Raw genomic sequence first — 26,332 nt, 5'->3', positions numbered from 1 at the left:
TTTAACTAAAATGCTTTAGCTAGTTTCAGAAAGCAAGAGGCGCGCGAGGGGCGCGTTTCGGATTCGGGCGGCGGCGATGCGGTCCGCTCGGGAAGGAGCTGTCATGGATTTCGAGAAGATGCGCGAGGTCATCTCCGAGACCGTCGGTTGCGACCTTGAGAAGGTCACCCGCGAGGCCAAGCTCGAGGAGGACCTGGGCGCCGACTCCCTGGCCGCCATGGAGCTGGTCATGGCCCTCGAGGAGGCCTTCGACTGCGAGATCGACGACGCCGAGCTCGATCAGTTCAAGACCGTGGGCGACCTGGCCGACTACCTGGAGAGCAAGGCTGAGTAGAGCCGCATGAGCATCGGGCAGGGCGTCGCGTCCTGCCCGCTTCCGTTGTAGGTGAATACGGGGCCGGCCCAGCTCGACCGGGCCGGCCCCGTATCGCGTCTCGGCAAAGGAGGTTCATGGTCATGGCCATGAAGAATCAGGACATCATCGACCTCATGGGTCGCTTCGACGCGAGCGGCATCGCCCGCCTGCGCCTCACCATCGGCGACACCACGCTCGAGCTCGAGAAGCCCGGCGCGGCCCCCGCCGGCCCGGTCGCCCCCGCTGCGCCCGTCGCCCCCGCTGCCCCGGCCGCCCCTGCAGCCCAGCCCGCCGCGGCCCCCGCTCCCGCTGCGGCGGCCGAGCCCGCCCCCGAGGCCGCGCAGCCCGATGCCCCGTGCATCACCGCCCCGCTCGTGGGCACCTTCTACGTCGCCCCCTCGCCTGACAAGGACCCCTACGTCCAGCCCGGCGACCGCGTCAAGAAGGGCGACACCGTCTGTCTGCTCGAGGCCATGAAGATGATGAGCGAGGTCACCGCCCCCTGCGACTGCGTGATCGAGCAGGTCCTCGCGACCGACGGCGAGCTCGTCTCCTTCGGCGCCCCGCTGATCAGCTACCGCGAGGCCTAAAGGGAAGCGTGGGCACCATGTTCAAGCGTATCCTCATTGCCAACCGCGGCGAGATCGCCGTGCGCGTGTTCCGCGCCTGCCGCGAGCTGGATATCGAGCCGGTGGTGGTCTACTCCGAGGCCGACCGCGAGGCGCTGCACGTGCAGCTCGCCGAGCACGCCTACTGCATCGGTCCGGCGCCGTCGGCCAAGAGTTACCTCGATGTGAACGCGATCCTCACCGTGGCCAAGGCGGCGCACTGCGACGCCATCCACCCCGGCTACGGCTTCCTGTCCGAGAACGCGGACTTCGCCCAGCGCTGCGCCGACGAGGGCATCGCCTTCATCGGGCCCTCCGCCCAGGTGATCTCCACCATGGGCAACAAGGCCGCCGCGCGCGAGCTCATGAAGTCCGCCGGCGTCCCGGTGGTCCCGGGATCCGACGGCTCGGTGGCCGACGTCGCCGAGGCGCACCGCATCGCCGACGAGATCGGCTACCCGGTCCTCATCAAGGCGGCCGCCGGCGGCGGCGGGCGCGGCATGCGCAAGGTCTTCGACCCCGCGCAGTTCGACGACCTCTTCGAGGAGGCCCGCGCCGAGGCCCGCGCCTGCTTCAACGACGACGAGATGTACCTCGAGAAGCTCGTCCTGAACCCGCACCACATCGAGTTCCAGATCATGGCGGACTCCCAGGGCAACGTGGTCCAGCTGGGCGAGCGCGACTGCTCCATCCAGCGCCGCGGCCAGAAGATGATCGAGGAGACCCCGGCCCGCGTGCTCACGCCCGAGCTGCGCGAGCGCATGGGGGCCGCCGCGGTCGCCGCCGCGCGCGCCGCGGGCTACCAGAACGCCGGCACCATCGAGTTCGTGCTCGACCCCTCCGGCGAGTTCTACTTCATCGAGATGAACACCCGCATCCAGGTCGAGCACCCCATCACCGAGTGCGTGACCGGCATCGACCTGGTGCGCGAGCAGATCCGCGTGGCGAGCGGCCTCACGCTCTCCTTCACCCAGGACGACATCAACCTGCGCGGCCACGCCATCGAGTGCCGCATCAACGCCGAGGACCCCGCGCACGGCTTCATGCCCTCGCCCGGCCTCGTCGACTTCGTCCACCTGCCCGGCGGCTACGGCGTGCGCGTCGACACCGGGCTGTACGCCGGCTGCGAGCTGCCGCCCTACTACGACTCGCTGGCAGCCAAGCTCATCGTGTGGGCGCCCACGCGCCTCGAGGCCATCCGCCGCATGCGCCGCTGCCTCGAGGAGTTCGTGATCGACGGGCCGTCCACCAATATCGACGTGCTGCATCAGATCATGTTCCACCCGCAGTTCATCCGCGCCGCGTACGACACCTCGTTCATCGACGGGAACCTGGATACGCTCCTGGCGTGGAGCACCACCCCCGAGGAGGCCTAACGCATGGCCGGAATCCTAGCGCAGCGCCGCAACAAGCTGCTGGCGCTCAAGAAGATGCGCGAGCAGGGGACGGCCCCCGAGGTCGAGGCCCGCGTCTGCCCCGCGTGCGGCCGCGCCCTGTCCGACGACGAGCTCGCCGGCAACCAGAGCGTGTGCCCCTACTGCGGGCACCACTTCCCGCTGCCCGCGCGCGAGCGCATCAAGATGATCGTCGACGACGGCCAGTTCCGCGAGCTCGACGCCTCGCTCGTCTCGACCGACCCGCTCGACTTCCCGGGCTACCCCGAGAAGCTCGCCGGCCTGCACGCCAAGACGCGCCAGGGCGATGCCATCGTCACGGGCCTCGCCAAGATCGGCGGGGTGCGCGTGGCGATCGCCGCCATGGACACCCGCTTCCTCATGGCGAGCATGGGCGCGGTGGTGGGCGAGCGCCTGGCGCGCCTCATCGAGCGCGCCTCCCGCTCGCATCTGCCGCTGATCGTCTTCTCCGCCTCCGGCGGCGCGCGCATGCAGGAGGGCATCGTCTCCCTCATGCAGATGGCCAAGACCTCCGCGGCCATCCGCCGCTTCTCCGACAAGGGCGGCCTCTACATCTCCGTGCTCACCCATCCCACCACGGGCGGCGTGACCGCGAGCTTCGCCAGCCTGGGCGACATCATGCTCGCCGAGCCGGGCGCGCTGATCGGCTTCGCCGGCCCGCGCGTGATCGAGCAGACTATCGGCGAGAAGCTGCCCGAGGGCTTCCAGAGCGCCGAGTTCCAGCTCGAGCACGGGTTCCTCGACGCGGTGGTGCCGCGCGCCCGCATGCGCTCCATGCTCATCCGCGTCCTCGCGCTCCATGGAAAGGGAGGTGTGAACCGTGACCGATAGCAAGACCGACGAGTCGCGCGCCGAGCGCGCCGCCCGCGTCGCCGCGGCGGCCGGCATGACGGCGACCGACGGGGCCGGTGACGCCGACGCCCCGCGCTCCGCGGACGTCATGGCGGCGACCGACGTGCTCACCGCGGCCCAGCGCGTGGCCCTGGCGCGCAAGCCGGGGCGCCCGGGCGTCGCGGAGTTCGTGCACGCGCTGTTCGGCGACTTCTTCGAGCAACGCGGCGACCGGTCCCAGACCGACGACCCGAGCATCATGGGCGGCATCGCCCGGTTCCACGGCCGGCCCGTCACGGTGATCGGCAACCGCAAGGGCTCCACGATCGAGGAGCGCATCGCCTGCAACTTCGGCATGGCGAGCCCTGAGGGCTACCGTAAGGCCCAGCGCATCATGCGCGCGGCCGAGAAGTTCGGCCGGCCCATCATCACCTTCGTGGACACCTCCGGCGCCTACCCCGGCCTCGAGGCCGAGGCGCACGGGCAGGGCGAGGCCATCGCGCGCTCCATCGAGCTCATGAGCTCGCTCACCGTCCCGGTGGTGTCCGTCATCACGGGCGAGGGCGGCAGCGGCGGCGCGCTCGCGCTCGCCGTGGGCAACCGCGTCCTCATGCTCGAGAACGCGGTGTACTCGGTGCTGTCCCCCGAGGGGTTCGCGAGCATCCTGTGGAAGGACGCGAGCCGCGCCGACGAGGCCTGCGAGGTCATGAAGCTCACGGCCGACGACCTGCTCGAGCTCGGCGTCGTCGACGGGATCGTCCCGGAGCCCGCCGGCGGTGCAGACGAGAACCCGGCGGCCCTCTACCAGGTGCTCGACACCGCGATCACCCACGAGCTCGCCGAGCTGGAGAAGATGAGCCGCTCCGCGCTGCTCGAGGACCGGTATCGGAAGTTCCGCGCCATGGGCGCGAACGCGGTGAAGCGGGGGCGCGTATGAGTGGAGTGAAGATCGTCGGGACCGGCTCGGCGCTGCCCGGGCGCGTGGTCACCAACGACGACATGGCCAAGATCGTGGAGACCTCGGACGAGTGGATCTCCTCGCGCACCGGCATCCGCTCGCGCCGCTACTGCGACGCGCAGGCCGGCGAGAGCCACCGCACCCTCGTGCGCGATGCGGCGACGCGGGCGCTCGAGGCCGCGGGCATCGAGCCCGCCCAGGTGGGCGTCTGCCTGGTCGCCACCTTCACGGCGGACACCTGCACCCCCTCCGCGGCCTGCCTGCTCCAGGCGGACCTGGGGATGCCCGAGGACACCCTGTGCCTGGACCTCAACGCGGCGTGCGCGGGGTTCGTCTACGGGCTGCACGTGGCCGAGTGCCTGCTGCCCGGGGCCAAGCGCCCCTATGCGCTCGTGGTGGGCGCCGACACCCTCTCGCGCGTCATGGACTTCTCCGATCGCACGACCTGCGTGCTGTTCGGCGACGGCGCGGGCGCCGCGGTGCTCGAGTGCCGCGAGGGCTACCCGTGCCTGCACGCGGTCTGGGGCTCGCGCGGTGACGACGCGTCGCTGTACGCCCCCGGCGTGGGCTGCGAGGAGCCCTCGTACCTGCACATGGACGGGCGCGCGGTGTTCCGTTTCGCCACGGACGTGATGCCGCTGGCCACCACGCAGGTGCTCGAGGCCGCGGGCATGCGCGCCGACGAGGTCGACCGGTTCGTGTTCCATCAGGCGAACAAGCGCATCGTCGACTTCGCGGTGAGGAAGCTCGGACTGGACCCCGCCAAGTGCGAGGGCAACATCGACCACACCGGCAACACCTCCGCAGGTAGCGTGCCGATCCTGCTCGACGAGCTCGTGCGGGCCGGCGAGCTGGGGTCCGGGGACCGCGTGCTGCTGGCCGGCTTCGGTGCGGGCCTCACCTGGGCGGGCGCCCTGGCGGAGCTCGCCTAGGCCCTGCGGGAAATTAGGGACAGGCACTATTTTCCCGGCGCCTCCGAGGGCCTGTCTCCGACGGCCTGCCGCGGGAAAAAAGTGCCTGTCCCTATTTTCCCGCGACGGCGCGCTCCTCGATCGTGAACGAACCGAAAGGAAGAGATATGAAGAAGCTCAACGAGATCCTGGGGACCGAGTTCCCCATCATCCAGGGCGGCATGGCCAACATCGCCACGGGCGCCTTCGCCGCGGCGTGCTCCAACGCCGGCGCGCTCGGCCTCGTGGCCGGCGGCGGCCTGGACGGCGAGAGCCTGCGCGAGCAGATCCGCATCGCCAAGGCGAACACGGACAATCCGTTCGGCGTGAACCTCATGCTCATGAACCCGCACATCGACGACTGCGCGCGCGTGGTCGTCGAGGAGGGCGTGAAGGTCGTCACCACGGGCGCCGGCAACCCCGCCAAGTACGTGTCCGCATGGAAGGAGGCCGGCATCCGCATCTTCCCGGTGGTCGCCGCCCCGATCCTCGCCAAGCGCCTCGCGCGCCTGGACATCGATGGCATCATCGCCGAGGGCACCGAGTCCGGCGGCCATGTGGGCGAGGCCACCACGATGGCGCTCGTCCCGGCCGTGGTCGACGCGGTCGACCTGCCTGTGATCGCCGCCGGCGGCATCGCCGACGGCCGCGGGATGGCGGCCGCCTTCGCCCTGGGCGCCTGCGGCGTGCAGGTGGGCACCTGCCTGCTCGCGAGCGAGGAGTGCCCCATCCACGCCAACTACAAGGAGAAGGTCGTCAAGGCCGGCGTGAACGACACCGTCGTGACCGGCCGCCCCGCGGGTGCCCCCGTGCGCTGCCTCAAGAACAAGATGACCAAGAAGTACCTGGAGCTCGAGCAGCAGAACACCAAGCGCGACGAGCTCGAGGCCCTCACGCTCGGCTCCCTGCGCCGCGCCGTGCTCGACGGCGACGTGGACGCCGGCAGCTTCATGTGCGGCCAGGTGGCCGGCATGGTGCACGAGGTGCGCCCGGTCCGCGCCATCTTCGAGGACATGATGGCCGGCTGCGCGTCCGTGATCGACGGTTTGGAGGCGTAGGCGCGATGACCACCGCATTCCTGTACGCCGGCCAGGGCTCGCAGCACGCGGGCATGGGCCGCGACCTCTACGAGGCATACCCCGCGTTCGCCGCCGTGATCGACGCCGCGGACGCCGCCGTCGACTTCGACCTCAAGACCCTCATGTTCGAGGGCCCCGACGAGACGCTGAGCCTCACCGAGTACACCCAACCCTGCATGGTCGCCTTCGCCTGCGGCGTGACGGCGGTCCTGCGCGAGCACGGCATCGAGCCCGACTACGCCGCCGGCCTGTCGCTGGGCGAGTACTCCGCCCTGGCCGCCGCGGGCGTGTTCGAGCCGGTCGAGGCCGTGAGGCTCGCGGCCTTCCGCGGTGCCGCCATGGCGAGCGCCGCCGCCGGGCGCGATACCGCCATGATCTCGATCCTGGGGCTGGACCGCGAGGCCGTCGAGTCCGTCGTGGCCGCTGCCGCCGCGGACGCCGCCGACGGCCTGACCGTCGAGGTCTCCAACTACAACTGCCCTGGCCAGATCGTGATCGCGGGCGACCGCGAGCCGGTCGAGGCCGCCGCTGCCGCCGCCAAGGAGGCCGGCGCCCGCCGGTGCATCCCGCTCAAGGTGAGCGGCCCGTTCCACACCTCGCTGCTCAAGCCGGCCGGCGACGCCCTGCGCGAGCGCCTCTCCGGCCTCGAGCTGGGGGAGATGCGCGTGCCCGTCCTGTTCAACACCCTCGGCCGCGAGATGGGTGCGGACGACACCATCCCGGCGCTGCTGGAGCGCCAGGTGCAGTCGTCCGTGCGCATGGAGGACACCATCCGCCGCCTGGCGGAGCTGGGCGTCGACCGCGTGATCGAGGTCGGTCCCGGCAAGGTGCTGTCCGGTCTGGTGCGCAAGACCGCCAAGGAGCTCGCGTGCACCCCGGTGGAGACCGCCGGCGACCTGGCCGCGCTGATCGCCGAGTAGGCGCCGGGGCCGGTCCGGGCCGGGCGCCCGTCCGCCGCGCGCGGACCCTCGCCGACGGGTCCCGCCCCGCCGCATCCTTCCGTTTCGCCACCTCAAGGAGGAAGTACCCATGGATCTGACCGGAAAGACCGCCATCGTCACCGGCGGCAGCCGCGGCATCGGCCGCGCCATCTGCCTCGAGCTCGCCCGCCGCGGCGCCAACGTCGTGTTCTCCTACGCGGGCAACAAGGCCGCTGCCGACGAGACCCTGTCCGAGCTCGAGGCCGCCGGGGCCCAGGCGCGCGCCGTCCAGGGCGACGTGACCTCCGCCGACGCCGCCAAGGAGCTCGTGGACACCGCCAAATCCGCGTTCGGCGGGGTCGACATCCTCGTCAACAACGCGGGCATCACGCGCGACAAGCTCGCCGCCCGCATGAGCGAGGAGGACTTCGACGCGGTCATCGCCACCAACCTCAAGGGCGCGTTCCTCATGACGAAGGCCGTGCTCCGCCCGATGATGCGCGCCAAGAGCGGCGCCATCGTGAACATGGCGAGCGTCGTGGGCATCATGGGCAACGCGGGCCAGGCCAACTACGCCGCGAGCAAGGCCGGCCTCATCGGCATGAGCAAGTCGGTCGCCCGCGAGGTCGCCGCCGCGGGCATCCGCGTGAACGCGGTCGCCCCCGGCTACATCGAGACCGACATGACCGCCGCCATGCCCGAGGCCGCCCAGCAGGCCATGTGCTCCATGATCCCGGCCGCCCGCCCCGGTTCGCCCGAGGACGTGGCGCGCGCCGTGGCCTTCCTGGTGTCCGACGACGCCTCCTACATCACCGGGCAGGTGCTCGCCGTCGACGGCGGCATGGCGATGTAGCCGGTCGCTCCAGGCACGTCACCTTGCCGTTCAGCTTCGTCGGCATGGCTCTAAGGGCTATGCCTCCTCGCTTCGCGGCAATCTGGAGCACCTGGAGCGCCCGCTCGTAATGTGCCGCCGCTACGCGGACACCTGGTTGATGCCTGGGAAAAAAGTGCCTGTCACTTTTTTCCCACCGAGAAAAAAGTGCCTGTCCCTTTTTTCCCAAACCCCTCAAACCTTCCTCGAAAGGAGCCTCCCATGTCCAAACGCAGGGTTGTCATCACGGGCCTCGGCGCCGTGACGCCCATCGGCAACACCGCGGCCGAGAGCTGGGACGCCGCGCGCGCCGGCAAGCTCGGTATCGCGCCCATCACGCAGTTCGACGCGAGCGGCCAGAAGGTCCACCTCGCGGCCGAGGTCAAGGGCTTCGACCCCAAGGAGCACTTCACCGCTCCCGAGGCCAAGCACAAGTCCCGCTTCACCCAGCTCGCCATCGTCTCTGCCCGCGAGGCCGTCGCGCAGTCGGGCCTGGACCTCGACGCCGAGGACCTCACCCGCGCCGGCGTGATCGTGTCCTCCGGCATCGGCGGCGTGCGCGAGACCGAGACCCAGCAGACCAACTGCCTGAAGCGCGGGTTCGACCGCTGCTCGCCGTTCTACATCCCCATGGGCATCTCCAACATGGCCGCCGGCGAGGTCGCCATCGAGTTCGGCTTCAAGGGCATGTGCACCTGCCCGGTCACCGCGTGCGCCGGCGGCTCCAACGCCGTGGGCGACGCGTTCCGCCACATCCGCGACGGGTACGCTGACATCATGCTGACCGGCGGCACCGAGGCGGCGATCACCCCGCTGTCCATCGGCGGCTTCACCACCATGCGCGCCCTGCACGTGGGCGACGACCCCGCGGCGGCCTCCGTGCCCTTCGACGCCCGCCGCAGCGGATTCGTGATGGGCGAGGGCGCCGGCATGCTCGTGCTCGAGGAGCTCGAGCATGCGCAGGCCCGCGGCGCGAACATCATCGCCGAGGTCGTCGGCTACGGCGTGACCTGCGATGCGTACCACATCACCGCCCCGGCCCCCAACGGCGAGGGCGGCGCCCGCGCCATGGCCCAGGCGCTGGCCGACGCCGGCGGCGTGGCGCCCGAGGAGGTCGGCTACATCAACGCGCACGGCACCTCCACCCCGCTCAACGACAAGGGCGAGACCGCGGCGATCAAGACCGTGTTCGGCGATCATGCATACAAGATGGCCGTGAGCTCCACCAAGTCCATGACCGGCCACATACTGGGTGCCGCCGGCGCCGTGGAGGCGATCTTCACCGCGCTGTCCCTGCACGACTCCTTCCTGCCGCCCACGATCGGCTACGTGGAATCCGACCCCGAGTGCGACCTCGACTACGTGCCCAACGAGGGCCGCGAGGTCGAGGTCGGGTACGCGCTGTCCAACTCGCTCGGATTCGGCGGGCACAACGCGTGCGTGCTTTTCAAGAAGTGGAACGGGTAGGTGACCGATATGTCGTTGCAGCTTGATTCCAACCAGATCGCCCAGATCCTCCCGCATCGCTACCCCTTCGCGCTCGTCGACCGCATCACCGACGGCGAGGAGGGCTCCTGGGCGCGCGGCCGCCTGTGCGTGAGCGGCATGAGCCCCGTCTTCTGCGGGCACTTCCCGCAGTACCACGTGCTCCCCGGCGTGCTGATCGTCGAGGCGCTCGCCCAGGTGGCGGCCGTCGCCATGCTGTCCCTGCCCGAGAACCGCGGCAAGCTCGGCTTCTTCGCCGCGATCAAGGACGCCAAGTTCCGCACCCAGGTCCGTCCCGGCGACGTGCTCGAGCTCGAGAGCCGCATCACGCGGGTCCGCGGGTCGTTCGCGTTCGTGGAGGCCGAGGCGCGCGTCGACGGCAAGGTCGCGTGCAGCGCCACGCTGACCCTGGCGCTCGGTGCGGTCGAGGAAGCGTAAGGGCGGAAAGAGGCGTCGACATGGCAGCCGTCGAGGAGCAGCAGAAGTTGGAAGAGATGTTCGAGGGCGTATACAACAAGTTCAAGCTCCATTTCTACCAGGAGACGTTCTCGCGGTTCCAGAACCGCGAGGCGAGCCTCACCACGGTGGAGGCGTTCGCCATGGAGGCCATCAACGCGCTCGGGTCACCGACCGTGCACGAGTTCGCGCAGTTCATGCGCATCTCGTCGTCGAACGCGGCGTACAAGATCGGGAGCCTGATCCGCAAGGGCTATATCGAGAAGGTCCAGTCGGAGAGCGACGGCCGCGAGTACCATCTGCGGCCCACCAAGAAGTACCTGGACTACTACAACATCAGCTCCTCGTACGTGCACGACGTGATGGAGCGCATCCGCCACCGGTTCTCCCCCGAGGACCTGGCGAAGCTCGAGGAGATGCTGTCGGTGATGGGCGACGAGCTCATGCCGGAGGTCTCGTTCCCCGCGAGCGCCGAGGCGCGCTGAGGTTCCGGTGCCCGGCGGGCAGGTCCCGCCGGGCACCGGCTCATCTGCGCCATCGACATCGGGTGGCCGCCGGGACGGGCGGGTCCGCGCATGCGGGCCCGCCCGTCTTGCGCTGGGCCTCGCGGTCGCACGGGCGCGTTGCCGGCGCTGCGTTCGATGGAGGCCCAGGGCGGCGCCGGAGCCGGCGGCCTGAGCCCCACGTCCGCACGGACGCGGGGCTGTTGACCCCACCATCGCGACCGCATCTTCGTGGATATCGGAACCGGGTGCCGGTTGCGTCCCACCCCGCGTCCACACCCTCGCCGGCGGCGCGTTCGGGCCGTGCATAGCTGGTAAACAATTTTACTGTAACGTTAAAAACGGCCCGCCAGAGTAGACGGTTGTGAACGCGATGTTCTGACCAGCGGGTTTTCTAGTCATGGTATCCCCGGCTACTCGAAGCCGCTGAATTTAACGTTACAGTAAAATTGTTTACCAACCCGGCGGAGGCGTCGGGAGCCCTCCGCACGCCTGCCGGTGCCCCTTTCTATGCAATTCGGATGCCTGTTTATGCATCAAGAGAGGGGAGGGGCGTCGCCCGCCCGTGGCTTGCGAGGAGGGCGTGGGATATTTCATCAGACGAGGGGCCAGACCGCCTCGAATTCCCGTCCCCGCCGCATCGTACCGCCGGTCCCCGCGGTCCGTCCCCGCCTCATCGCCCCGAGAACCGGGCCGGCCGGCAGCCGCCCTTTACCGCAGGGCAGCGCGCGCCTGGCGAAAGGCTGTTATGTCCATCTCGCCCCAGGGGTAGGCTCGCATCATACGGCTGAAATCGCGGACGCGCGGAGCGAGCGGCTTCCTCGGTGCGCGACGGCAGCGGCGGCGCCCCATCGCGGCAGCCGCCCTTCCAGCGCAGCGGCCCGGCCTCCGAGCGCTCGCAGTCATGCGGCGCCCTCGGCGCTGCGGAAAGGAAGGTCACCATGGGCGCTCCCAAAACCGACAACGTGAGGAACGTGGTGCTCGTAGGCCAAGGCGGGGTGGGCAAGACCTCGCTCGCGGAGGCCATGCTCCACCTTTCCGGCAAGACCGCCCGCCTGGGCGGCCACGCGGGCACCAAGCCCACGCTCGATTACGACGCCGAGGAGGTCAAGCGCGAGTTCTCGATCTCGACCTCCATCGCCCCGATCGACTGGAAGGGCACCCGCATCAACGTGCTCGACGCCCCGTGCTACCCCGATTTCATCGGCGACGCCTACGCGGCGATGAGCGTCTGCGAGACCGCGCTGTTCGTGGTCGACGCCGCCGAGGGCCCGCAGCCCACCACCGTCAAGCTGTGGTATGCGGCCGAGGACCTGCGTCTGGCCCGAGCGGTGTTCATCAACCGCATCGACAAGGAGAACGCCGATTACGACACCTGCCTCGAGCAGCTGCGCGAGCGCTTCGGCATGCGCCTGGGCGCCGTCACCCTGCCGTGGGGCACGGGCGACGCGTTCGAGGGCGTCATCGACATCGTCCGCATGAAGGCGCGCCACTGCGAGGGCGCCACGCAGACCGAGCTCGACATCCCCGAGGAGTACCGCGCCGCCGCCGAGGCCGCCCGCGAGCAGCTGTGCGAGGCGGTCGCCGAGGCCGACGACGAGCTCATGATGAAGTACCTCGACGGCGAGCCCCTGGATCAGGAGGAGATCGAGAGCCTGCTCTCGAAGGCCATCGCCAAGCGCCTGTTCGTGCCCGTGTTCGTCGGCTCGTGCACGCGCGAGCTGGGCGTCCACTCCGTCATGGACGACATCGCCACCTACTTCCCGACGCCCACCGACTACGGCGAGATGCCGCTCATCGACGGCACCGAGCTCAAGATCTCCTCGGATGACGACCGTCCCGTCGCCTTCGTCTTCAAGACCCTGAACGACGCCCAGCAGGGCCGCATCAGCTTCATCAAGGTGCTGACCGGCACGCTCACCCCGGGCATCGAGCTCGTCAACGCGCGCACGCGCAAAAGCGAGCGCCTGGCCCACCTCTACGTCATGTGCGGCCGCGAGATGACCGAGGTCGGCAAGGCCGAGGCGGGCGACATCATCGTCACCACCAAGATCTCCGCCGACACGGGCGACACGCTGTCGGTCTCCGGCAAGGTCGAGGCCGCGGCCTTCCAGTTCCCCAACAGCCAGTACCGTATCGCCATCGAGGCCGTGAACCGCAGCGACGAGGACAAGCTGTTCACCTTCATCGACCGCGCCTGCGAGGCGGACCCGACCATGAAGATCGAGCGCGACGAGGAGACCGGCCAGACCATCATCTCCGCGGTGGGCGAGGCCCAGGTCTCCGTGCTGCTCAACCGCCTGGAGGAGCGCACCAAGGTCGAGGCGCACATCGTGCCGATCCGCATCCCGTACCGCGAGACCATCCGCCGCGTGGCCTCCGCCCAGGGGCGCCACAAGAAGCAGACCGGCGGCGCCGGCCAGTTCGGCGACTGCTACCTGCGCGTCGAGCCGCTCGCCGAGGGCGAGTACGAGTTCGTCGACGAGGTCGTGGGCGGCCGCATCCCGCGTGCGCTGATCCCCGCCGTGGACAAGGGCGTCCAGGAGACGATGAAGGAGGGCGTGATCGCCGGGTACCCGCTCACGGGCATCCGCGTGGCCTGCTACGACGGCTCCTACCACCCGGTCGATTCCAACGAGATGGCGTTCCGCGCCGCCGCGCGCATCGCGCTCAAGAAGGCGTGCGCCGACGCCGAGCCCGTGGTGCTCGAGCCCATGGAGAACATCACGGTGACGATCCCCGAGAGCTACGCCGGCTCCGTGATGGGCGACGTGTCCGCGAGCCGCGGCCGCGTGACCGGCATGGATACCGATGACCGCGGCAACACCGTGGTCACGGCGACCGTCCCCTACGCCGAGCTCGTGGACTACGCGACCCGTCTGCGCTCGCTCACGCGCGGCACGGGCGACTTCACGATGGAGCCTGCCGGATACGAGCAGGTTCCCTACGACGTCCAGAAGCACCTGGTCGAGTTCTACGAGGAGGCCCGCGCGCAGGGCAGGTAGCGCGATCCGGGCGCGCGCCGCGTGAGGCGGCCGCCCTTGCACCGACGGGCCGCCGCCCCTGTCACGGCGGCCCGGACGGTCGGTAGCGGGCTGGGACCCGGGCACGTCGGATTCGGCGGCTCGGGTCCCTTTGCGTTTCAGGGGGCGAGGGGCGGGCGGGATGGCATGCCCAGAGGGTCTATCGGGCGCGCCCGCGCAGCGGAACGGACGGCATGACGACAGGCCGTCCCATCCATTTCGATATGCAGTATATGAGTTGCACAACACAAGGTAGCGAAAGTGTTGCTTTGTATATAACATCTAACCTATCTGATAGATTATAAATTGTGTCGGTCACGTGAAGACCGTCTCAACACGCTGCCAACGGGGCAGGAACAACATCGTTGCGCGCCCAATAACCAGCATATGCTATAGGGTGAAGTCACTTTCGTAGTATCATTCAATGTGCTGATTCGCGAGCAATTTCTACGGGCCTCCGGTCGATATTCAGGATTTGCCATGATGAAGAACAAGGTGACGAACACATACGATCTGAAGACGCGCCGCCGTGCCGTCAAGATCCTCTCGACCGGCGTGGGGCACCGCACCCTCGCCCTCGAGCTCGGTATCCCCGAGGCGACCGCGCGTCAGTGGTCGCGCTCCTACGCCGTGGGCGGGTCCGATGCGCTCATGAACGCCGGGGCCACCCATAAGGTCTATTCCTACGACCTCAAGCTCGCCGTCGTCCAGGACCGCCTGGAGCATGGCATGTCGGTCCGCGAGGTCATGGTCAAGCACGGGGTCCCGGGCGAGTCCTCGGTCAAGACCTGGTGCCGCCTGTACCGCAAGGAGGGCAGCGGCGCCCTGGTGACCAAGCCGCGCGGGCGCAAGCGCCGCGACGATGCCGGTCAGGGTGTCGGGCTGCGCGATGTGGACCTCGGCATGCCGACGATCACGGACTTCCCTCCCGACGACCTGCCTCCCGCGGAGTTCCCGTCCGCCGAGTAACCCCGTGCCCTGAGCGGGCGGGCGCTGTCGACGGCGCCCGCCCGCTCGGTTCTCGATGCGTCCGCCGCGCAAGGGGAGGGCCGAGGTCACATCAGGCCGCAAGGGGTCGCCCCGCCCGGGCTGCAAGGCCTTGCTTCGTCCGTCCCCGTGATTCTCTCGTCCGGCGCGCGAGGGACGCCCGAGGCCCCGCACGAGCCTCCTTCGCTCCATATATGCTACAAGTCGTGCATCATATAAGAAGCCACCAAGAGGGCACGGCGCCCGGGTGTCCGCGTGCTATCATGTAGCCGGTTTCGGACGCGCGGGCACCCTGCGGTACCTGCGCAAATCAGCAGAAGGGATCCGCATGCTCAACGCTATCGAGATTTCGCCCAAGGTCTGGTGGGTCGGCGGCATCGACTGGAACGAGCGCTCGTTCCACGGCTACACCACCGAGAAGGGCATCACCTACAACGCCTATCTCATCCTCGACGAGAAGGTCACGCTCATCGATACCGCCAAGGCGACCTTCACCGACGAGTTCCTGCAGCGCATCTCCCAGGTCGTCGATCCCTCCAAGATCGACGTCGTGATCACCAACCACGTCGAGATGGACCACTCCGGCTCGCTGCCGGCCATCCACCGCGTCGCCCCCAACGCCACGATCTACGCGTCGGCCGGCGCCGGCGTCAACGAGGTCCGCGCCCACTTCGGGATCGAGGCCACGCCGGTCAAGTCCGGTGAGACCCTCTGCATCGGCGAGCGCACCCTCACCTTCGTGACCACGCCGATGGTCCACTGGCCCGACAACATGGTCACCTACTCCGACGTCGACAAGATCCTGTTCTCCAACGACGCCTTCGGCCAGCACTTCGCCTCGACCAAGCGCTTCGATGACGAGAACGACCTCTGCGAGGTCTACAAGCAGGCCAAGAAGTACTACGCCAACATCGTGTGGCCCTACGGCATGCAGGCGAAGAAGGCCCTCGACGTGGTCCGCACCCTCGACCTCAAGATGATCGCCCCGAGCCACGGCGTGATCTGGCGCTCCCACATCGCCGACATCCTCGACAAGTACGAGGCCTGGACCACCTACCAGACCGTCGACAAGGCCGTCGTGGTGTTCGACTCCATGTGGCACTCCACCGAGTCCATGGCGCGCGAGATCACCGACGCCTTCATCAAGGAGGGCATCACCGCCGAGCTCATCGACGTCAAGCACACCCATATCTCCGACATCATGCTCGAGATGTGCGACGCCAAGTACGTCGCGGTGGGCTCGCCGACCCTGAACTCCAACATGCTGCCCACCGTGGCGAGCTTCCTCACCTACATGCGCGGCCTGTCGCCCAACAACTCCCAGCGCATCGGCCTCGCGTTCGGTTCCTACGGCTGGGCGCCCCTCGGCCCCAAGCAGGTCTACGCCGAGCTCGAGAACGCGAAGTTCCAGCTGCCCGTGCCCGTGGTGACGCAGCAGTGGATCCCGAGCGCCGAGAACCTCGCCGAGCTGCAGGAGACCGTCTGCAAGATGATCGAGGCCGCCCAGGCCTAAGACCCGTCGCCCCCTTCGGGACCTCGTCACGCCATGCGAAGCCTCCCGTCTCCGGACCATGGTCGGTCCGGGGGCGGGAGGTTTTCCATGCGAAGCGGGCGACGGCCCGCACCGGAAAGGCCGAGCCGCGGCCGTCATGCGGGGCGCTCCGGCCCTCCCGATGATTCCATGCGTAGCGGGAATCGCACCCGGGCCGTCTTGGCCGCATGCCAGATGGGTTATGGCGGGAACGTGGAGATAGCGCTAGCATTAAAGGGATTGTGAGGGCTTCACGCACAAAGAGGGGTGCCTATGGCTTTACTGGGCTTTCTGATCGCGTTCCCGCTGCTCGTGGCCATCGCGTTGATGGCGTTTCGCAAGGACAGCGTCCGCGATCCTCTGGTCATCGGCTCCGCCGCCGTCATCGGTGTCGCCAGCGTCGCCTGCGCGGTGACGTTCATGGGCAACCCGTCGACGTTCGCGATGACGCCCGAGATGTCGCTCGCGGGCAACTACGTCGCCGTCGCCGTCGACCTGTTCCTGTGCGGTCTGGTGTTCGCGCTGTCCATCGCCTACCGCAACGGCGTCATGTTCGCCATGTCGTTCGTCCAGCTGCTCGTCTCCATCTGGTGCGGCTCGTTCGCCCTGCATCCCGAGGACGCCATGGCCGAGCCCATGTACATCGACAACCTGTCGGTCATCATGGTGCTCATCGTCGGCCTCGTGGGCAGCGCGATCTGCATCTACGCCCTGGGTTACATGAAGGACTTCCAGCACCATGAGGACGAGGCGGCCCGTCGCGCGGGCACCGCGGCGGCCGATCGCCGGCACCAGTTCATCGCCCTCATGTTCCTGTTCCTCTCCGCGATGTTCATCATCGTGACCTCGGACAACATGGACTGGCTGGTGGCCGGCTGGGAGATCACCACGGTATGCTCCTTCCTTATGATCGGCTACACCCGCACGCCCGAGGCCCGCAAGAGCGCCATCCTGCAGATCAACCTCAACATGATCGGCGGACTCGCCTTCCACATCGCCCTGGTCTACATGCACGTGGTGGGCGTCCCGCTGTCCATCAACGGCATGGTCGAGGTGGCGGGCGGCGCCCAGTCCGCCCAGCTGGTCATTCCGCTCATGCTGCTGTCCATCGCCGGCCTCACCAAGGCCGCGCAGATGCCCTTCCATCGCTGGCTGCTCGGCGCCATGGTCGCCCCGACGCCCACCAGCGCCCTGCTGCACTCGTCCACCATGGTCAAGGCGGGCGTCTTCCTGCTCGTGAAGATGGCGCCGCTGTACCTGCTGTACCCCGTCGCGTCCGCGATGGTGGTCGGCATCGGCGGCATCACCTTCGTGCTGTGCTCCTTCATGGCCATCTCCCAGAGCAACGCCAAGCGCGTGCTCGCCTACTCCACGATCGCCAACCTGGGCCTCATCTCGGCCTGCGCGGGCGTGGGGACCTCCGAGGCCGTCTGGGCCGCCATCTTCCTGATCATCTTCCACACCGTGTCCAAGTCGGTGCTGTTCCTGTGCGTGGGCACGGTCGAGCACCGGATCGGAAGCCGCAACATCGAGGATATGGACGGCCTGTTCAGCCGCCTGCCGCGCCTCACCCGCTTCATGATGCTCGGCATCATGGGCATGTTCGTGGCCCCCTTCGGCATGCTGATCTCCAAGTGGGCGACGCTCGTCTCCTTCGCCGAGACCGGCAACGTGGTGTTCCTCATCCTCCTGGCGTTCGGCTCCGCGGCCACCTTCTTCTTCTGGGCCAAGTGGCTCGGCAAGCTCGCCGGCGTCTCCCAGAAGGCCGAGAACGTCGAGGGCGGCGTGCACCGGACCGAGTGGACCGCCATCGGCTTCATCTCCGCCCTGCTCATCGGCTGCTGCGTGCTGCTCCCCGTGATCTCCCAGCTCGTGATCGGGCCGTACCTCGAGGTCACCTACCACAAGGTCCCGCGCCTGATCGACGTCGACAACATGATCATCATGGTCGCCATCGTGCTGTTCATCGCCATCGTGCTGCTGACGCCGTGGGGCCGTTCGAGCAAGGCCCGCCAGCACGTCTACCTCTCCGGCAGCTGCATCGACGCCGACTCCCGCTCGTATCTGGGGTCGATGGGCCGCACCATGCGCTCCACCAAGCGCAACTGGTACCTCGACGACGTCTTCCCGGAGGCGGCGCTCACCCGCGTGGGCCTCATCGTCTGCACCTCCGTGGTGCTCATGGCCTTCGCCGCGTGCTTCATCTTCAACCCCGAGCTTCTGACCGGCGGCGCGTTCTTCGTCGAGCGCGAGGTCCTGCTCGTCGGCCCCGGCCTTCCGGGCATCGCCCTGGGCGTGGTGGCCTTCGGTGTCGCCGCGCCGGTGCTCGGCTGCCTGCTCGACAGCCTCGACCGCAAGGTCTCCGCGCGCATGCAGGGCCGTGTGGGCCCGCGCCTGCTGCAGCCCTACTGGGACGTGCGCAAGCTGCTCGGCAAGCAGCAGACAAGCGTGAACGCCATCGACGAGGCCTACGTCACCTGCGCGCTCGTGTTCTGCATCCTGGCGGGCGGCATGTTCGTCTCCGGCTCCAACCTGCTCATGTGCGTGTTCCTGGTGACGCTCGCGACCCTGTTCGTCATCATCGCCGCGTACTCCTCGCGCTCCCCGTGGGCCGATTCCGGCGCCGACCGAGAGTGCCTGCAGGTCATGTCCTACGAGCCCATGCTGCTCATCATGACCGTCGGCTTCTTCACGGCCACGCAGTCCTTCGACATCGCCCGGCTGTTCAGCCTCGAGGAGCCCATCGTCTTGAGCCTCGTGCCCATCTTCCTCGGCCTGCTGTTCATCCTCACCATCAAGCTGCGCAAGTCTCCGTTCGACCTGTCGTACAGCCATCATGCGCACCAGGAGCTGCTGAAGGGCATCACGACGGAGATGACCGGCCGCACGCTCGCCAAGATCGAGGTCATGCACTGGTGCGAGAGCGTGCTGTTCCTCATGTGGGTGGGCATGTTCTTCATCTGGGACTCGCCGGCGTCCATCCCCGTGGCGATCGCGGTGGTCGCCGTCACCTGGCTGTTCGAGGTCGCCATCGACAACAACTTCGCGCGCACCAAGTGGCAGAACTGCCTCAAGTACGCGTGGCTCGTGGCGCTCGTCGTGGGCGTGGTCAACCTGTTCTACGTGCTCATCACGCCGTTTATCTAAGGAGCGAGTGGTATGGCATATTCATCCAAATCGCCGTGGCTCATCCACTATGACGGGTCGAGCTGCAACGGCTGCGACATCGAGGTGCTCGACTCGCTCACGCCCCTGTACGATATCGAGCGGTTCGGCATCATCAACACGGGCAACCCCAAGCACGCCGACATCTTCCTGGTGACCGGCTCCATCAACGCGCAGAACATCCGCGTGGTGCGCCACATCTACAGCCAGATGCTCGAGCCCAAGGTCGTCGTGGCCTGCGGCATCTGCGCGTGCACCGGCGGCGTGTTCCGCGACTGCTACAACGTCATCGGCGGCGTGGACAAGGCGATCCCGGTGGACGTCTACGCGCCGGGTTGCGCCGTGCGCCCCGAGACCATCATCGACGCCGTGCTCAAGGGCGTGGAGATCCTGGACGAGAAGGCGCGCCGCATCGAGGCGGGCGAGGTGCTGACCGATCCGGAGGACCTGCTCGACGACGACGCGGTGAACGCGCGGCTCAAGGCCATGGAGGAGAGGGAGTAGATGTACACGACCGAATTCGTCGACGTGCCCTTGGGCGACCTGCTCACCCGCGTGCAGACCCTGAAGCACGAGGGCATGCGATTCATCCAGCTGTGCGCCGAGTTCCCCGAGGGCGGGATCGACCTGGTGTACACCTTCTACGACGAGACGCGGGACAACGCGCTCAACCTGTGCGTGAGCCTGCCCGAGAACGCCGAGGTGCCCTCCATCCAGGGGCTGTACTTCGCGGCCTTCTCGTACGAGAACGAGGCGCACGACCTGTTCGGCGTGAACTTCATCAACATGAAGCTCGACTTCGGCGGGCACTTCTTCAACCTGGCCGAGACCTCTCCCATGACGGTCATCACCCCGGAGATGAAGGCCGAGCGCGAGAAGGCGGCGAAGCTGCGCGCGGCGAAGGCGGCCAAGGAGGCCAAGGCGGCGCGCGAGGCCGCCGAGGCCGCGAGCGCCGAGCGCGCCCTCACCGAGGACCGCGCGGCGGCCGATGCGAAGGCGGTCGCGGCGGTGGACGCCATGGCCCCGAAGGCGGCGTCGGATGCGTCCGAGGGCGCCCCGGCGCCCAAGCCCACGGCGGCCGAGCGCGCCGCCAAGATGGAGGCCAAGCTCGCCGCCATGGATCCGGAGAAGGCCGCGAAGGTCCGCGCCGCCCTCGAGGCGCGCGCCAAGAAGGAGGGGGAGTAGCGCATGGCGACCCGTACCGTCATCCCGTTCGGCCCGCAGCACCCCGTGCTGCCCGAGCCGGTCCACCTCGACCTCGTGGTCGAGGACGAGCACGTGGTCGAGGCCATCCCTCAGATCGGCTTCGTGCACCGCGGCCTGGAGAAGCTCGTCCAGAAGCGCGATTACAACCAGTTCGTCTACGTCGCGGAGCGCGTCTGCGGCATCTGCAGCTTCGGCCACGGCTACGGGTACGCCGCCGCGACCGAGAAGCTGCTCGGGATCGAGGTGCCGCGCCGCGTCGACTACCTGCGCGCCATCCTCGAGGAGCTCTCGCGCATCCACTCGCACCTGCTGTGGCTCGGCCTGCTCGCCGACGGCTTCGGGTTCGAGAGCCTCTTCAACCACTGCTGGCGCCTGCGCGAGACCATCCTCGACATCTTCCAGAGGACCTGCGGCGGGCGCATCATCCTGTCCATCGTGATCGTGGGCGGCATGGCGCACGATATCGACGACGCGATGCTGCGCGATGTCTGCGAGGAGCTCGACGGCCTGCGCCGCGAGTACAAGATCATCGTCGACACGATGCTGAACGACGATTCGGTGCGCAGCCGCCTGTGCGGGGTGGGCTACATCTCGTTCGAGGACGCCCTCGAGCTTTCCATGGTCGGGCCGTTCGCCAAGGGCTCGGGCATCGAGCACGACATGCGCTCGACCGGGTTCGGGGCCTACGGCGACCTCGAGCACTTCGAGCCGATTATCTCCACGGAGTGCGACTGCTATGCCCGCTGCAAGGTCCGCTGCGAGGAGGTCTACCAGGCGATCGACATCATCAAGGAGCTCGTGGCCAAGATCCCGCACGACGGCATCGGCGGGAAGCCCGGCCCCAAGGTGGTGCCGCCGGAGGGCCGCGCCCACGTGCTGATCGAGCAGCCGCGCGGCGAGGCGTTCTACTACGTGCGCGGCAACGGCACCAAGTACCTGGACCGCTTCCGTCTGCGCACGCCCACCTCGCAGAACCTCGCGGGCATGGTGCGTGCCCTGCAGGGCGTGGACCTGGCCGACGTGCCCATGATCATCTTGACGATCGACCCGTGCATCAGCTGCACGGAGCGCTAGGGGAGGACGCATGGGATCTTTCAAGCTCGCGAAGATGACGATGCGCTCGCTGTTCTCCAAGCCGGCGACGGTGCGCTACCCGTATGAGAAGCGCGATATCGAGCGCCTGTTCCCCGCCATGCGCGGGCATGTGGTGAACGACGTCGAGGCGTGCATCATGTGCGGCATGTGTCAGCGCGTCTGCCCGGTGGGCGCCATCGCGGTCGATCGCAAGGAGGGCAACTGGACCATCGACCCGTACCGTTGCATCCAGTGCGCGTCGTGCGTGCACGACTGCCCGAAGCACTGCCTGTCGATGGACGTCCACTGCACGCCCGCCGCGACCGAGCTCACCACGACCACGATGCATCGCGACATGCCCGCCAAGCCGGCCAAGCCGGCAGCCGGGAAGGCCGCTGCCGGGAAGGCCGCCGCAGCGGGCAAGGGCGATGCGGGGGCCGGCGCCGCCGCGAAGCCCAAGCGGGAGCTCACGCCGGAGCAGCAGGCGCGCGTCGCCGCCGCGATGGCCAAGAAGGCCGCTGCCAAGAAGGCCGCCGAGCAGGCGTCTGATCAGGCGGCCGGGCAGGCGACCGAGGAGTAAGCCGGCAAGCCGACGGGAACCGGTCGGGGCCTCGGGGACGGCGCCCCGGTTCCGCTCCCGTTTCCAGATGAAAGCAGAGATATCGGTGCCGTGACGCCTTCCGTGTCACGGCACTGCGCGTTTTGAGGGCCGCGCCCTTCGGGCCGGGCTTCGGGCCAGACCGTTGCTGCCCTGGGGGCCGGGTTCCGGAACGCCGGCCCGCGACCTGCGGCGATGGGTCGCGCCCTGCGCCTGCTTTGGGCTCTGTGGTCGCTCCCGCTCTGCGGGCCGCGCCCCGGCCTACACCATGCGCTTCTCGACCTTCGTCACCACGTGGATCAGCGGGACCGTGACGACCAGGTAGTACAGGGCGGCGACGATGTAGGGCGTGATGTTGCCCGTCGTGGTGGTCAGGTTGCGCGAGAACATCATGAGCTCCATGACGCCGACGCTGGACAGCAGCGAGGTGTCCTTGTAGAGCATGACGAACTCGCTCGTCATGGTGGGGATGACGCGGCGGACGGTCTGCGGCAGGATGATGAGCGCCATGGTCTGGCCCCAGGTCATGCCGAGCGAGCGCGCCGCCTCGTACTGCCCCTTGGGGATGGACTCGATGCCCGCGCGGAAGATCTCGGCGAGGTAGGCCGAGCAGTTGATGGCGAGCACGCCGATGCCCAGCGGGATGGTCGGCGGGTTGAAGCCGAGCATGGGGAAGCCGAAGAACGCGATGTAGATCTGCAGGAACAGCGGGGTGCCGCGCAGCAGGTTGATGTAGGTGACGGCGATGCCGCGCAGGTAGCGGCGACGGCTGATCTTCATGAAGGCGAAGAGCAGGGCGATGGGGACGGCGAGCGGGAAGCCGATCGCCGTGACGAGCAGCGCGGTGCCCCAGCCCTGGAACAGTGAGGCGAGCGAGGTCACGATGTACTGGGGGCGCAGGAACATCCCGAGGAAGGGGTTGGCGTTCCAGGCGTCGACCCATGGCTGCCCGTCGAGCCACTGGACCGCCGCCTGCACGAAGGTGCTCTCGGAGACGGCGATGGTGGGGCTCTCGGGCAGGTCGAGCTCGGCCCCGTCGGATGTCGTGTAGGTTCCGGTGACCGTGTAGGCGCCGGCGGCGCTCGGGAACACGACGCCCTCGACCTCGACGCTCAGCTGCGTCCCGCCCGGGACCGGCTCGGAGAACTCGATGAGGAGCGAGGAGTCGACGATGCTCGCCTCGACGTCGAGCTCGGTGCGGGTGAGGTCCTCGACGGCGACGACGGTCGCCTGGGAGTCCTGGAAGCTCCCGCCCTCGGGGAGGGTGAGGCGGATCGAGCTCACCTGCTCGGTCGTCCCGGTCGTCGCCTCCCAGGTCAGCCGGGTGGCGATGCCGCCGAGGACCGACGTGCCGCCGTCCTCGTTCGACTTCGCGGATGCGCTGGTGACGACGAGGGACTCGCCCGTGTCGGTCGATGCGCTGCCGTCGCCGCCCTGCCCGGCCCCGCCCGTATCGGAGCTCGGCGCCACGCCGAACCACTCCTCGTACAGGGCGTCGTAGCGGCCGTCGGCGCGGATGTCGGCGAGCGCCTCGTTGATCGACTCGGTGAGGCCCGGGTTGTCCTTGCTCACGGCGATGCCGAACTGCTCGCCGGTGGGGATCTCCTCGATGATCTGCATGCCGGTGAAGGAGTTGGAGACCATCCACTGCTCGACGGGCAGGTCGCAGACGACGCCCTCGCACTGGCCGCTCATGACGGCGGTGAAGGCGGCGGTCCAGTCGCTGAAGGTGACCGTCTCGGCGTTGGGGAGGTGCTCGATCGCCCACTGCTCGGAGGTGGTGCCCGCCTGCACGGCGATGCGCACCCCCGCGACGTTCAGGCTGTCGACGGTGTCGTAGCCGCCCCCCGTGACGGTGGCGACGCCCTGGTTGGAGTCCATGTAGGGGTCGGCGAAATCGACCTCCTGCAGGCGCTCGTCGGTGATGGTGATGTTGCACGCGCCCACGTCGGTGGTGACGCCCTGGCGGGTCATGGGGATGATGGTGTCGAACTGCTGCGCCGGGAGGTAGTTGAGTTCGAGCCCCATCTCCTCGGCGATCATGCCCATCAGCTCGACGGTGAACCCCTGCGGGGTTCCGTCCGACTCGGTGTACTCGAACGGCGGGGTGGCGAGGTCGCTCGCCACGGTGAGCTTGCCGTCCTCGACGAGCGTGTAGGAGGCGCCGTCGTCGCCGGATGCGGTGCAACCGCTTGCAAGCGCGACGAACGCGAGGAGCGCCGCGATGAGAAGCGATCCCAGCGCCCTGCGGGAGCCGGTTGCGGGATGTGGAGAAGGCATGGGAGGCCCTTCGTCGGTTCGCGAACGTCCGGGGAGCGCCGGTCAGCTCCGCAGCCGGTGCCCCGTGACGGGCGCATATGCGCTCGGGCCGCATCGGCGCAGGTCGGCCGTACCGTCCTCGCCCTCGCCCGCATCCGCCTCGCCGGGCGCGCAGGGCGCGGGAGCGATTGATCGGTGGTTCCCTCGAGGACAGGATAGCATGACCGCCCGGCTCCTCGCCCCCGCCCGCCCGCAGGCGATGAAGGGTTAGGGTTGCGCGGGCGCGGTGCCCGGCTGCGACGGCCGTCGGCGGCCCGCGGCTCGCTGCGACGGCCGGTGGCGGTCCGCGGTCCTCCCATCGCCTGGCCGCCTCCTCGACCCGCGGCCCGCAAACTGCGGAGTCTTTCTCGAGAACCGTACCCTGCCGGCGAATCCGGCTACGATGTGACCGATGCCCGCCCGCGCCGCGCGGCGGGCGCACCCGATTCGTGAGGAGCACCGCATATGGCCGCTGCCGTCCAGAACACCTACCCGCTCGACCGCTACATCGCCGCGCTCTCCGAAGCGGGGGTCCTCGCGTCGCGCCCCGATGGCTGCGGCGACCTGGAGGTCTCCTTCGCGACCGACGACTCGCGCGAGGCCCGTCCGGGAACGCTGTTCGCCTGCAAGGGAGCGGCCTTCAAGCGCGAGTACCTGCTGTCCGCCCTCGAGGCCGGCGCCGTGGCCTACCTGTCGGAGACCGACTACGGGGTCGAGGCGCCCTGCCTGCTCGTGTCCGACATCCGCCGTGCGCTCGGCGTCGCGGCCGACCTCGCGTACGGCCACCCCTCCGGGCGCGTGAAGGTGTGCGCGTTCACGGGCACCAAGGGGAAGACCACGAGCGCCTACTATCTGAAGAGCGTGCTCGACGAGCATGCGCGCCGCGCCGGGCGCCACGCGGCCGGGCTGTTCTCCAGCATCGAGTTCGACGACGGCGTGGACGCGGGGATCTCGAAGCTCACGACGCCTGAGGCGTTCCAGCTGGAGCGCCAGCTCGCCAACGCCGCGGCGAGCGGTATCGAGCACGTGGTGATGGAGGCCTCGAGCCAGGCGCTCAAGTACGACCGCACCGCCTGCGTCGAGTTCGCCGTGGGCGCCTTCACCAACATCGGCGAGGACCACATCTCGCCCATCGAGCATCCGAGCTTCGAGGATTACTTCTCAAGCAAGCTCAAGCTGTTCGCCCAGAGCCGCATCGCGGTGGTGAACCTCGACATGGACCATGTCGAGCGCGTCCTCGAGGCGGCCGCGCCCTGCGAGCGGGTGATCACCTATTCCATGGTAGATCCTTCCGCGGACGTGTTCGCCGACGGGCTCGTGCACACGGAGCGCGGCATCGTCGCCCGGGTGCGCACGCCGCGGTTCACCGATGAGATGCTCATCGCGACCCCGGTCAAGTTCAACGTCTCCAACGCGCTGGGCGCCGTCGCCTGCGCGGAGGCCCTGGGCATCGAGCGCGAGGCGGTCGTCCACGGGTTCGAGCGGCTGCGCGTCCCGGGCCGCATGGAGCTCTACCCGAGCGCATCCGGCCTCATCATCGGCGTCGTCGACTTCGCCCACAACGGCATGAGCCTGGAGACCATGCTCACCGACCTGCGCGAGAACTACCCCGACCGCGAGATCGCCGTCGTCTTCGGCGCGACGGGCGGCAAAGGCGTCGACCGCCGCGAGACCATGGGGGTCGCGGCGGGCAAGTACGCCGACCGCATCGTGATCACCGAGGACGACCCTGGCCCCGAGGACCCGGCCGACATCTGCGCCACCATCGCGCGCGTGGTGAGCGAGCAGGGGAACGACAACTGGCAGATCGAGCTCGACCGCGAGCGCGCCATCCGCACCTGCGTGCGCGAGACGACGCGCCCCGCAGTGGTCGTGGTGACGGGCAAGGGCCACGAGACCCGCATGCTGCGCAAGAACGGCCCCGAGCCCTGCCGCGCCGACGGCGAGGTGCTGCAGGAGGCCCTCGCGCAGTTGTAGCGCGCGCGGCGCGGCGCCCGGTGCAGGCCGGGCCGCCGCGAA

22 protein-coding genes are annotated in these 26,332 nt (G+C 68.7%); 21 read left to right on the top strand and 1 reads right to left on the bottom strand.

Features of this window, described 5'->3' with window-relative positions; all coding sequences use genetic code 11:
- Positions 1 to 103 precede the first annotated feature (103 nt).
- The 20 genes from acpP (at position 104) to PHA29_RS00050 (ending at position 21,997) form a co-directional block, all read left to right on the top strand.
- The gene (acpP, locus tag PHA29_RS00145) at positions 104 to 334 is read left to right on the top strand and encodes an acyl carrier protein (protein ID WP_270402973.1); all 231 of its coding nucleotides are present in this window, start codon (positions 104 to 106) and stop codon (positions 332 to 334) included.
- Positions 335 to 456: 122 nt separating this feature from the next.
- Entirely contained in the window at positions 457 to 945 is a 489-nt protein-coding gene (accB, locus tag PHA29_RS00140; protein WP_270402971.1) for an acetyl-CoA carboxylase biotin carboxyl carrier protein, read from the top strand.
- A 17-nt stretch (positions 946 to 962) separates the two neighbouring features.
- Positions 963 to 2,339 (top strand): acetyl-CoA carboxylase biotin carboxylase subunit, encoded by a 1,377-nt coding sequence (gene accC / locus PHA29_RS00135; protein ID WP_270847381.1) that lies wholly within the window; start codon positions 963 to 965, stop codon positions 2,337 to 2,339.
- A gap of 3 nt (positions 2,340 to 2,342) precedes the next feature.
- The gene (gene accD / locus PHA29_RS00130; protein WP_333491371.1) at positions 2,343 to 3,209 is read left to right on the top strand and encodes an acetyl-CoA carboxylase, carboxyltransferase subunit beta; all 867 of its coding nucleotides are present in this window, start codon (positions 2,343 to 2,345) and stop codon (positions 3,207 to 3,209) included.
- Positions 3,199 to 4,146 carry an acetyl-CoA carboxylase carboxyltransferase subunit alpha gene (locus PHA29_RS00125; protein ID WP_270573809.1) on the top strand — a complete coding sequence of 316 codons (948 nt, stop codon included), beginning with the start codon at positions 3,199 to 3,201 and terminating at the stop codon, positions 4,144 to 4,146. The genes accD and PHA29_RS00125 overlap by 11 nt, the downstream gene beginning before the upstream one ends.
- The gene (locus PHA29_RS00120; RefSeq protein WP_270402966.1) at positions 4,143 to 5,099 is read left to right on the top strand and encodes a beta-ketoacyl-ACP synthase III; all 957 of its coding nucleotides are present in this window, start codon (positions 4,143 to 4,145) and stop codon (positions 5,097 to 5,099) included. The genes PHA29_RS00125 and PHA29_RS00120 overlap by 4 nt, the downstream gene beginning before the upstream one ends.
- Positions 5,100 to 5,245: 146 nt before the next feature.
- Entirely contained in the window at positions 5,246 to 6,175 is a 930-nt protein-coding gene (locus tag PHA29_RS00115) for a DUF561 domain-containing protein (RefSeq protein ID WP_270847379.1), read from the top strand.
- A gap of 5 nt (positions 6,176 to 6,180) precedes the next feature.
- The gene (gene fabD / locus PHA29_RS00110) at positions 6,181 to 7,116 is read left to right on the top strand and encodes an ACP S-malonyltransferase (RefSeq protein WP_270847378.1); all 936 of its coding nucleotides are present in this window, start codon (positions 6,181 to 6,183) and stop codon (positions 7,114 to 7,116) included.
- 109 nt (positions 7,117 to 7,225) lie between these two features.
- Positions 7,226 to 7,969, top strand: coding sequence for a 3-oxoacyl-[acyl-carrier-protein] reductase (gene fabG, locus PHA29_RS00105; RefSeq protein WP_270402962.1), 744 nt, complete (start codon positions 7,226 to 7,228; stop codon positions 7,967 to 7,969).
- Positions 7,970 to 8,209: 240 nt separating this feature from the next.
- Positions 8,210 to 9,454, top strand: coding sequence for a beta-ketoacyl-ACP synthase II (fabF, locus tag PHA29_RS00100; RefSeq protein ID WP_270847377.1), 1,245 nt, complete (start codon positions 8,210 to 8,212; stop codon positions 9,452 to 9,454).
- A 9-nt stretch (positions 9,455 to 9,463) separates the two neighbouring features.
- Positions 9,464 to 9,910 (top strand): 3-hydroxyacyl-ACP dehydratase FabZ, encoded by a 447-nt coding sequence (gene fabZ / locus PHA29_RS00095; RefSeq protein WP_270402959.1) that lies wholly within the window; start codon positions 9,464 to 9,466, stop codon positions 9,908 to 9,910.
- A gap of 20 nt (positions 9,911 to 9,930) precedes the next feature.
- Entirely contained in the window at positions 9,931 to 10,413 is a 483-nt protein-coding gene (locus PHA29_RS00090; RefSeq protein ID WP_270847376.1) for a MarR family winged helix-turn-helix transcriptional regulator, read from the top strand.
- Between the two features lie 959 nt (positions 10,414 to 11,372).
- On the top strand, positions 11,373 to 13,436 hold the full coding sequence (locus PHA29_RS00085; RefSeq protein WP_270847374.1) for an elongation factor G: 2,064 nt from the start codon (positions 11,373 to 11,375) through the stop codon (positions 13,434 to 13,436).
- Between the two features lie 498 nt (positions 13,437 to 13,934).
- Entirely contained in the window at positions 13,935 to 14,423 is a 489-nt protein-coding gene (locus tag PHA29_RS00080; protein ID WP_270847373.1) for a helix-turn-helix domain-containing protein, read from the top strand.
- A 346-nt stretch (positions 14,424 to 14,769) separates the two neighbouring features.
- The gene (locus PHA29_RS00075) at positions 14,770 to 15,954 is read left to right on the top strand and encodes an FprA family A-type flavoprotein (protein ID WP_270847372.1); all 1,185 of its coding nucleotides are present in this window, start codon (positions 14,770 to 14,772) and stop codon (positions 15,952 to 15,954) included.
- Between the two features lie 291 nt (positions 15,955 to 16,245).
- Positions 16,246 to 19,119: a proton-conducting transporter transmembrane domain-containing protein gene (locus PHA29_RS00070; protein WP_270847370.1), complete on the top strand. Its 2,874-nt coding sequence runs from the start codon at positions 16,246 to 16,248 to the stop codon at positions 19,117 to 19,119.
- A 12-nt stretch (positions 19,120 to 19,131) separates the two neighbouring features.
- On the top strand, positions 19,132 to 19,641 hold the full coding sequence (locus PHA29_RS00065) for an NADH-quinone oxidoreductase subunit B family protein (RefSeq protein ID WP_270402949.1): 510 nt from the start codon (positions 19,132 to 19,134) through the stop codon (positions 19,639 to 19,641).
- A complete protein-coding gene (locus PHA29_RS00060; protein WP_270847368.1) occupies positions 19,642 to 20,322 on the top strand; it encodes an NADH-quinone oxidoreductase subunit C in 681 nt (226 codons plus the stop codon).
- A gap of 3 nt (positions 20,323 to 20,325) precedes the next feature.
- The gene (locus PHA29_RS00055; RefSeq protein ID WP_270847367.1) at positions 20,326 to 21,417 is read left to right on the top strand and encodes a hydrogenase large subunit; all 1,092 of its coding nucleotides are present in this window, start codon (positions 20,326 to 20,328) and stop codon (positions 21,415 to 21,417) included.
- A gap of 10 nt (positions 21,418 to 21,427) precedes the next feature.
- Positions 21,428 to 21,997 (top strand): 4Fe-4S binding protein, encoded by a 570-nt coding sequence (locus PHA29_RS00050; RefSeq protein WP_270847365.1) that lies wholly within the window; start codon positions 21,428 to 21,430, stop codon positions 21,995 to 21,997.
- Between the two features lie 279 nt (positions 21,998 to 22,276).
- Here PHA29_RS00050 and PHA29_RS00045 read toward each other — a convergent pair whose 3' ends face one another.
- Positions 22,277 to 24,295 (bottom strand): ABC transporter substrate-binding protein/permease, encoded by a 2,019-nt coding sequence (locus tag PHA29_RS00045; RefSeq protein ID WP_270847363.1) that lies wholly within the window; start codon positions 24,293 to 24,295, stop codon positions 22,277 to 22,279.
- A gap of 483 nt (positions 24,296 to 24,778) precedes the next feature.
- Here PHA29_RS00045 and PHA29_RS00040 point away from each other — a divergent pair, with 483 nt between their 5' ends.
- The gene (locus PHA29_RS00040; protein WP_270847362.1) at positions 24,779 to 26,290 is read left to right on the top strand and encodes a Mur ligase family protein; all 1,512 of its coding nucleotides are present in this window, start codon (positions 24,779 to 24,781) and stop codon (positions 26,288 to 26,290) included.
- Positions 26,291 to 26,332: the final 42 nt, after the last annotated feature.

This window comes from Candidatus Collinsella stercoripullorum (genome assembly GCF_027669965.1).
GTDB lineage: Bacteria > Actinomycetota > Coriobacteriia > Coriobacteriales > Coriobacteriaceae > Collinsella > Collinsella stercoripullorum.
This window is presented reverse-complemented; position numbering and strand designations above follow the sequence as displayed.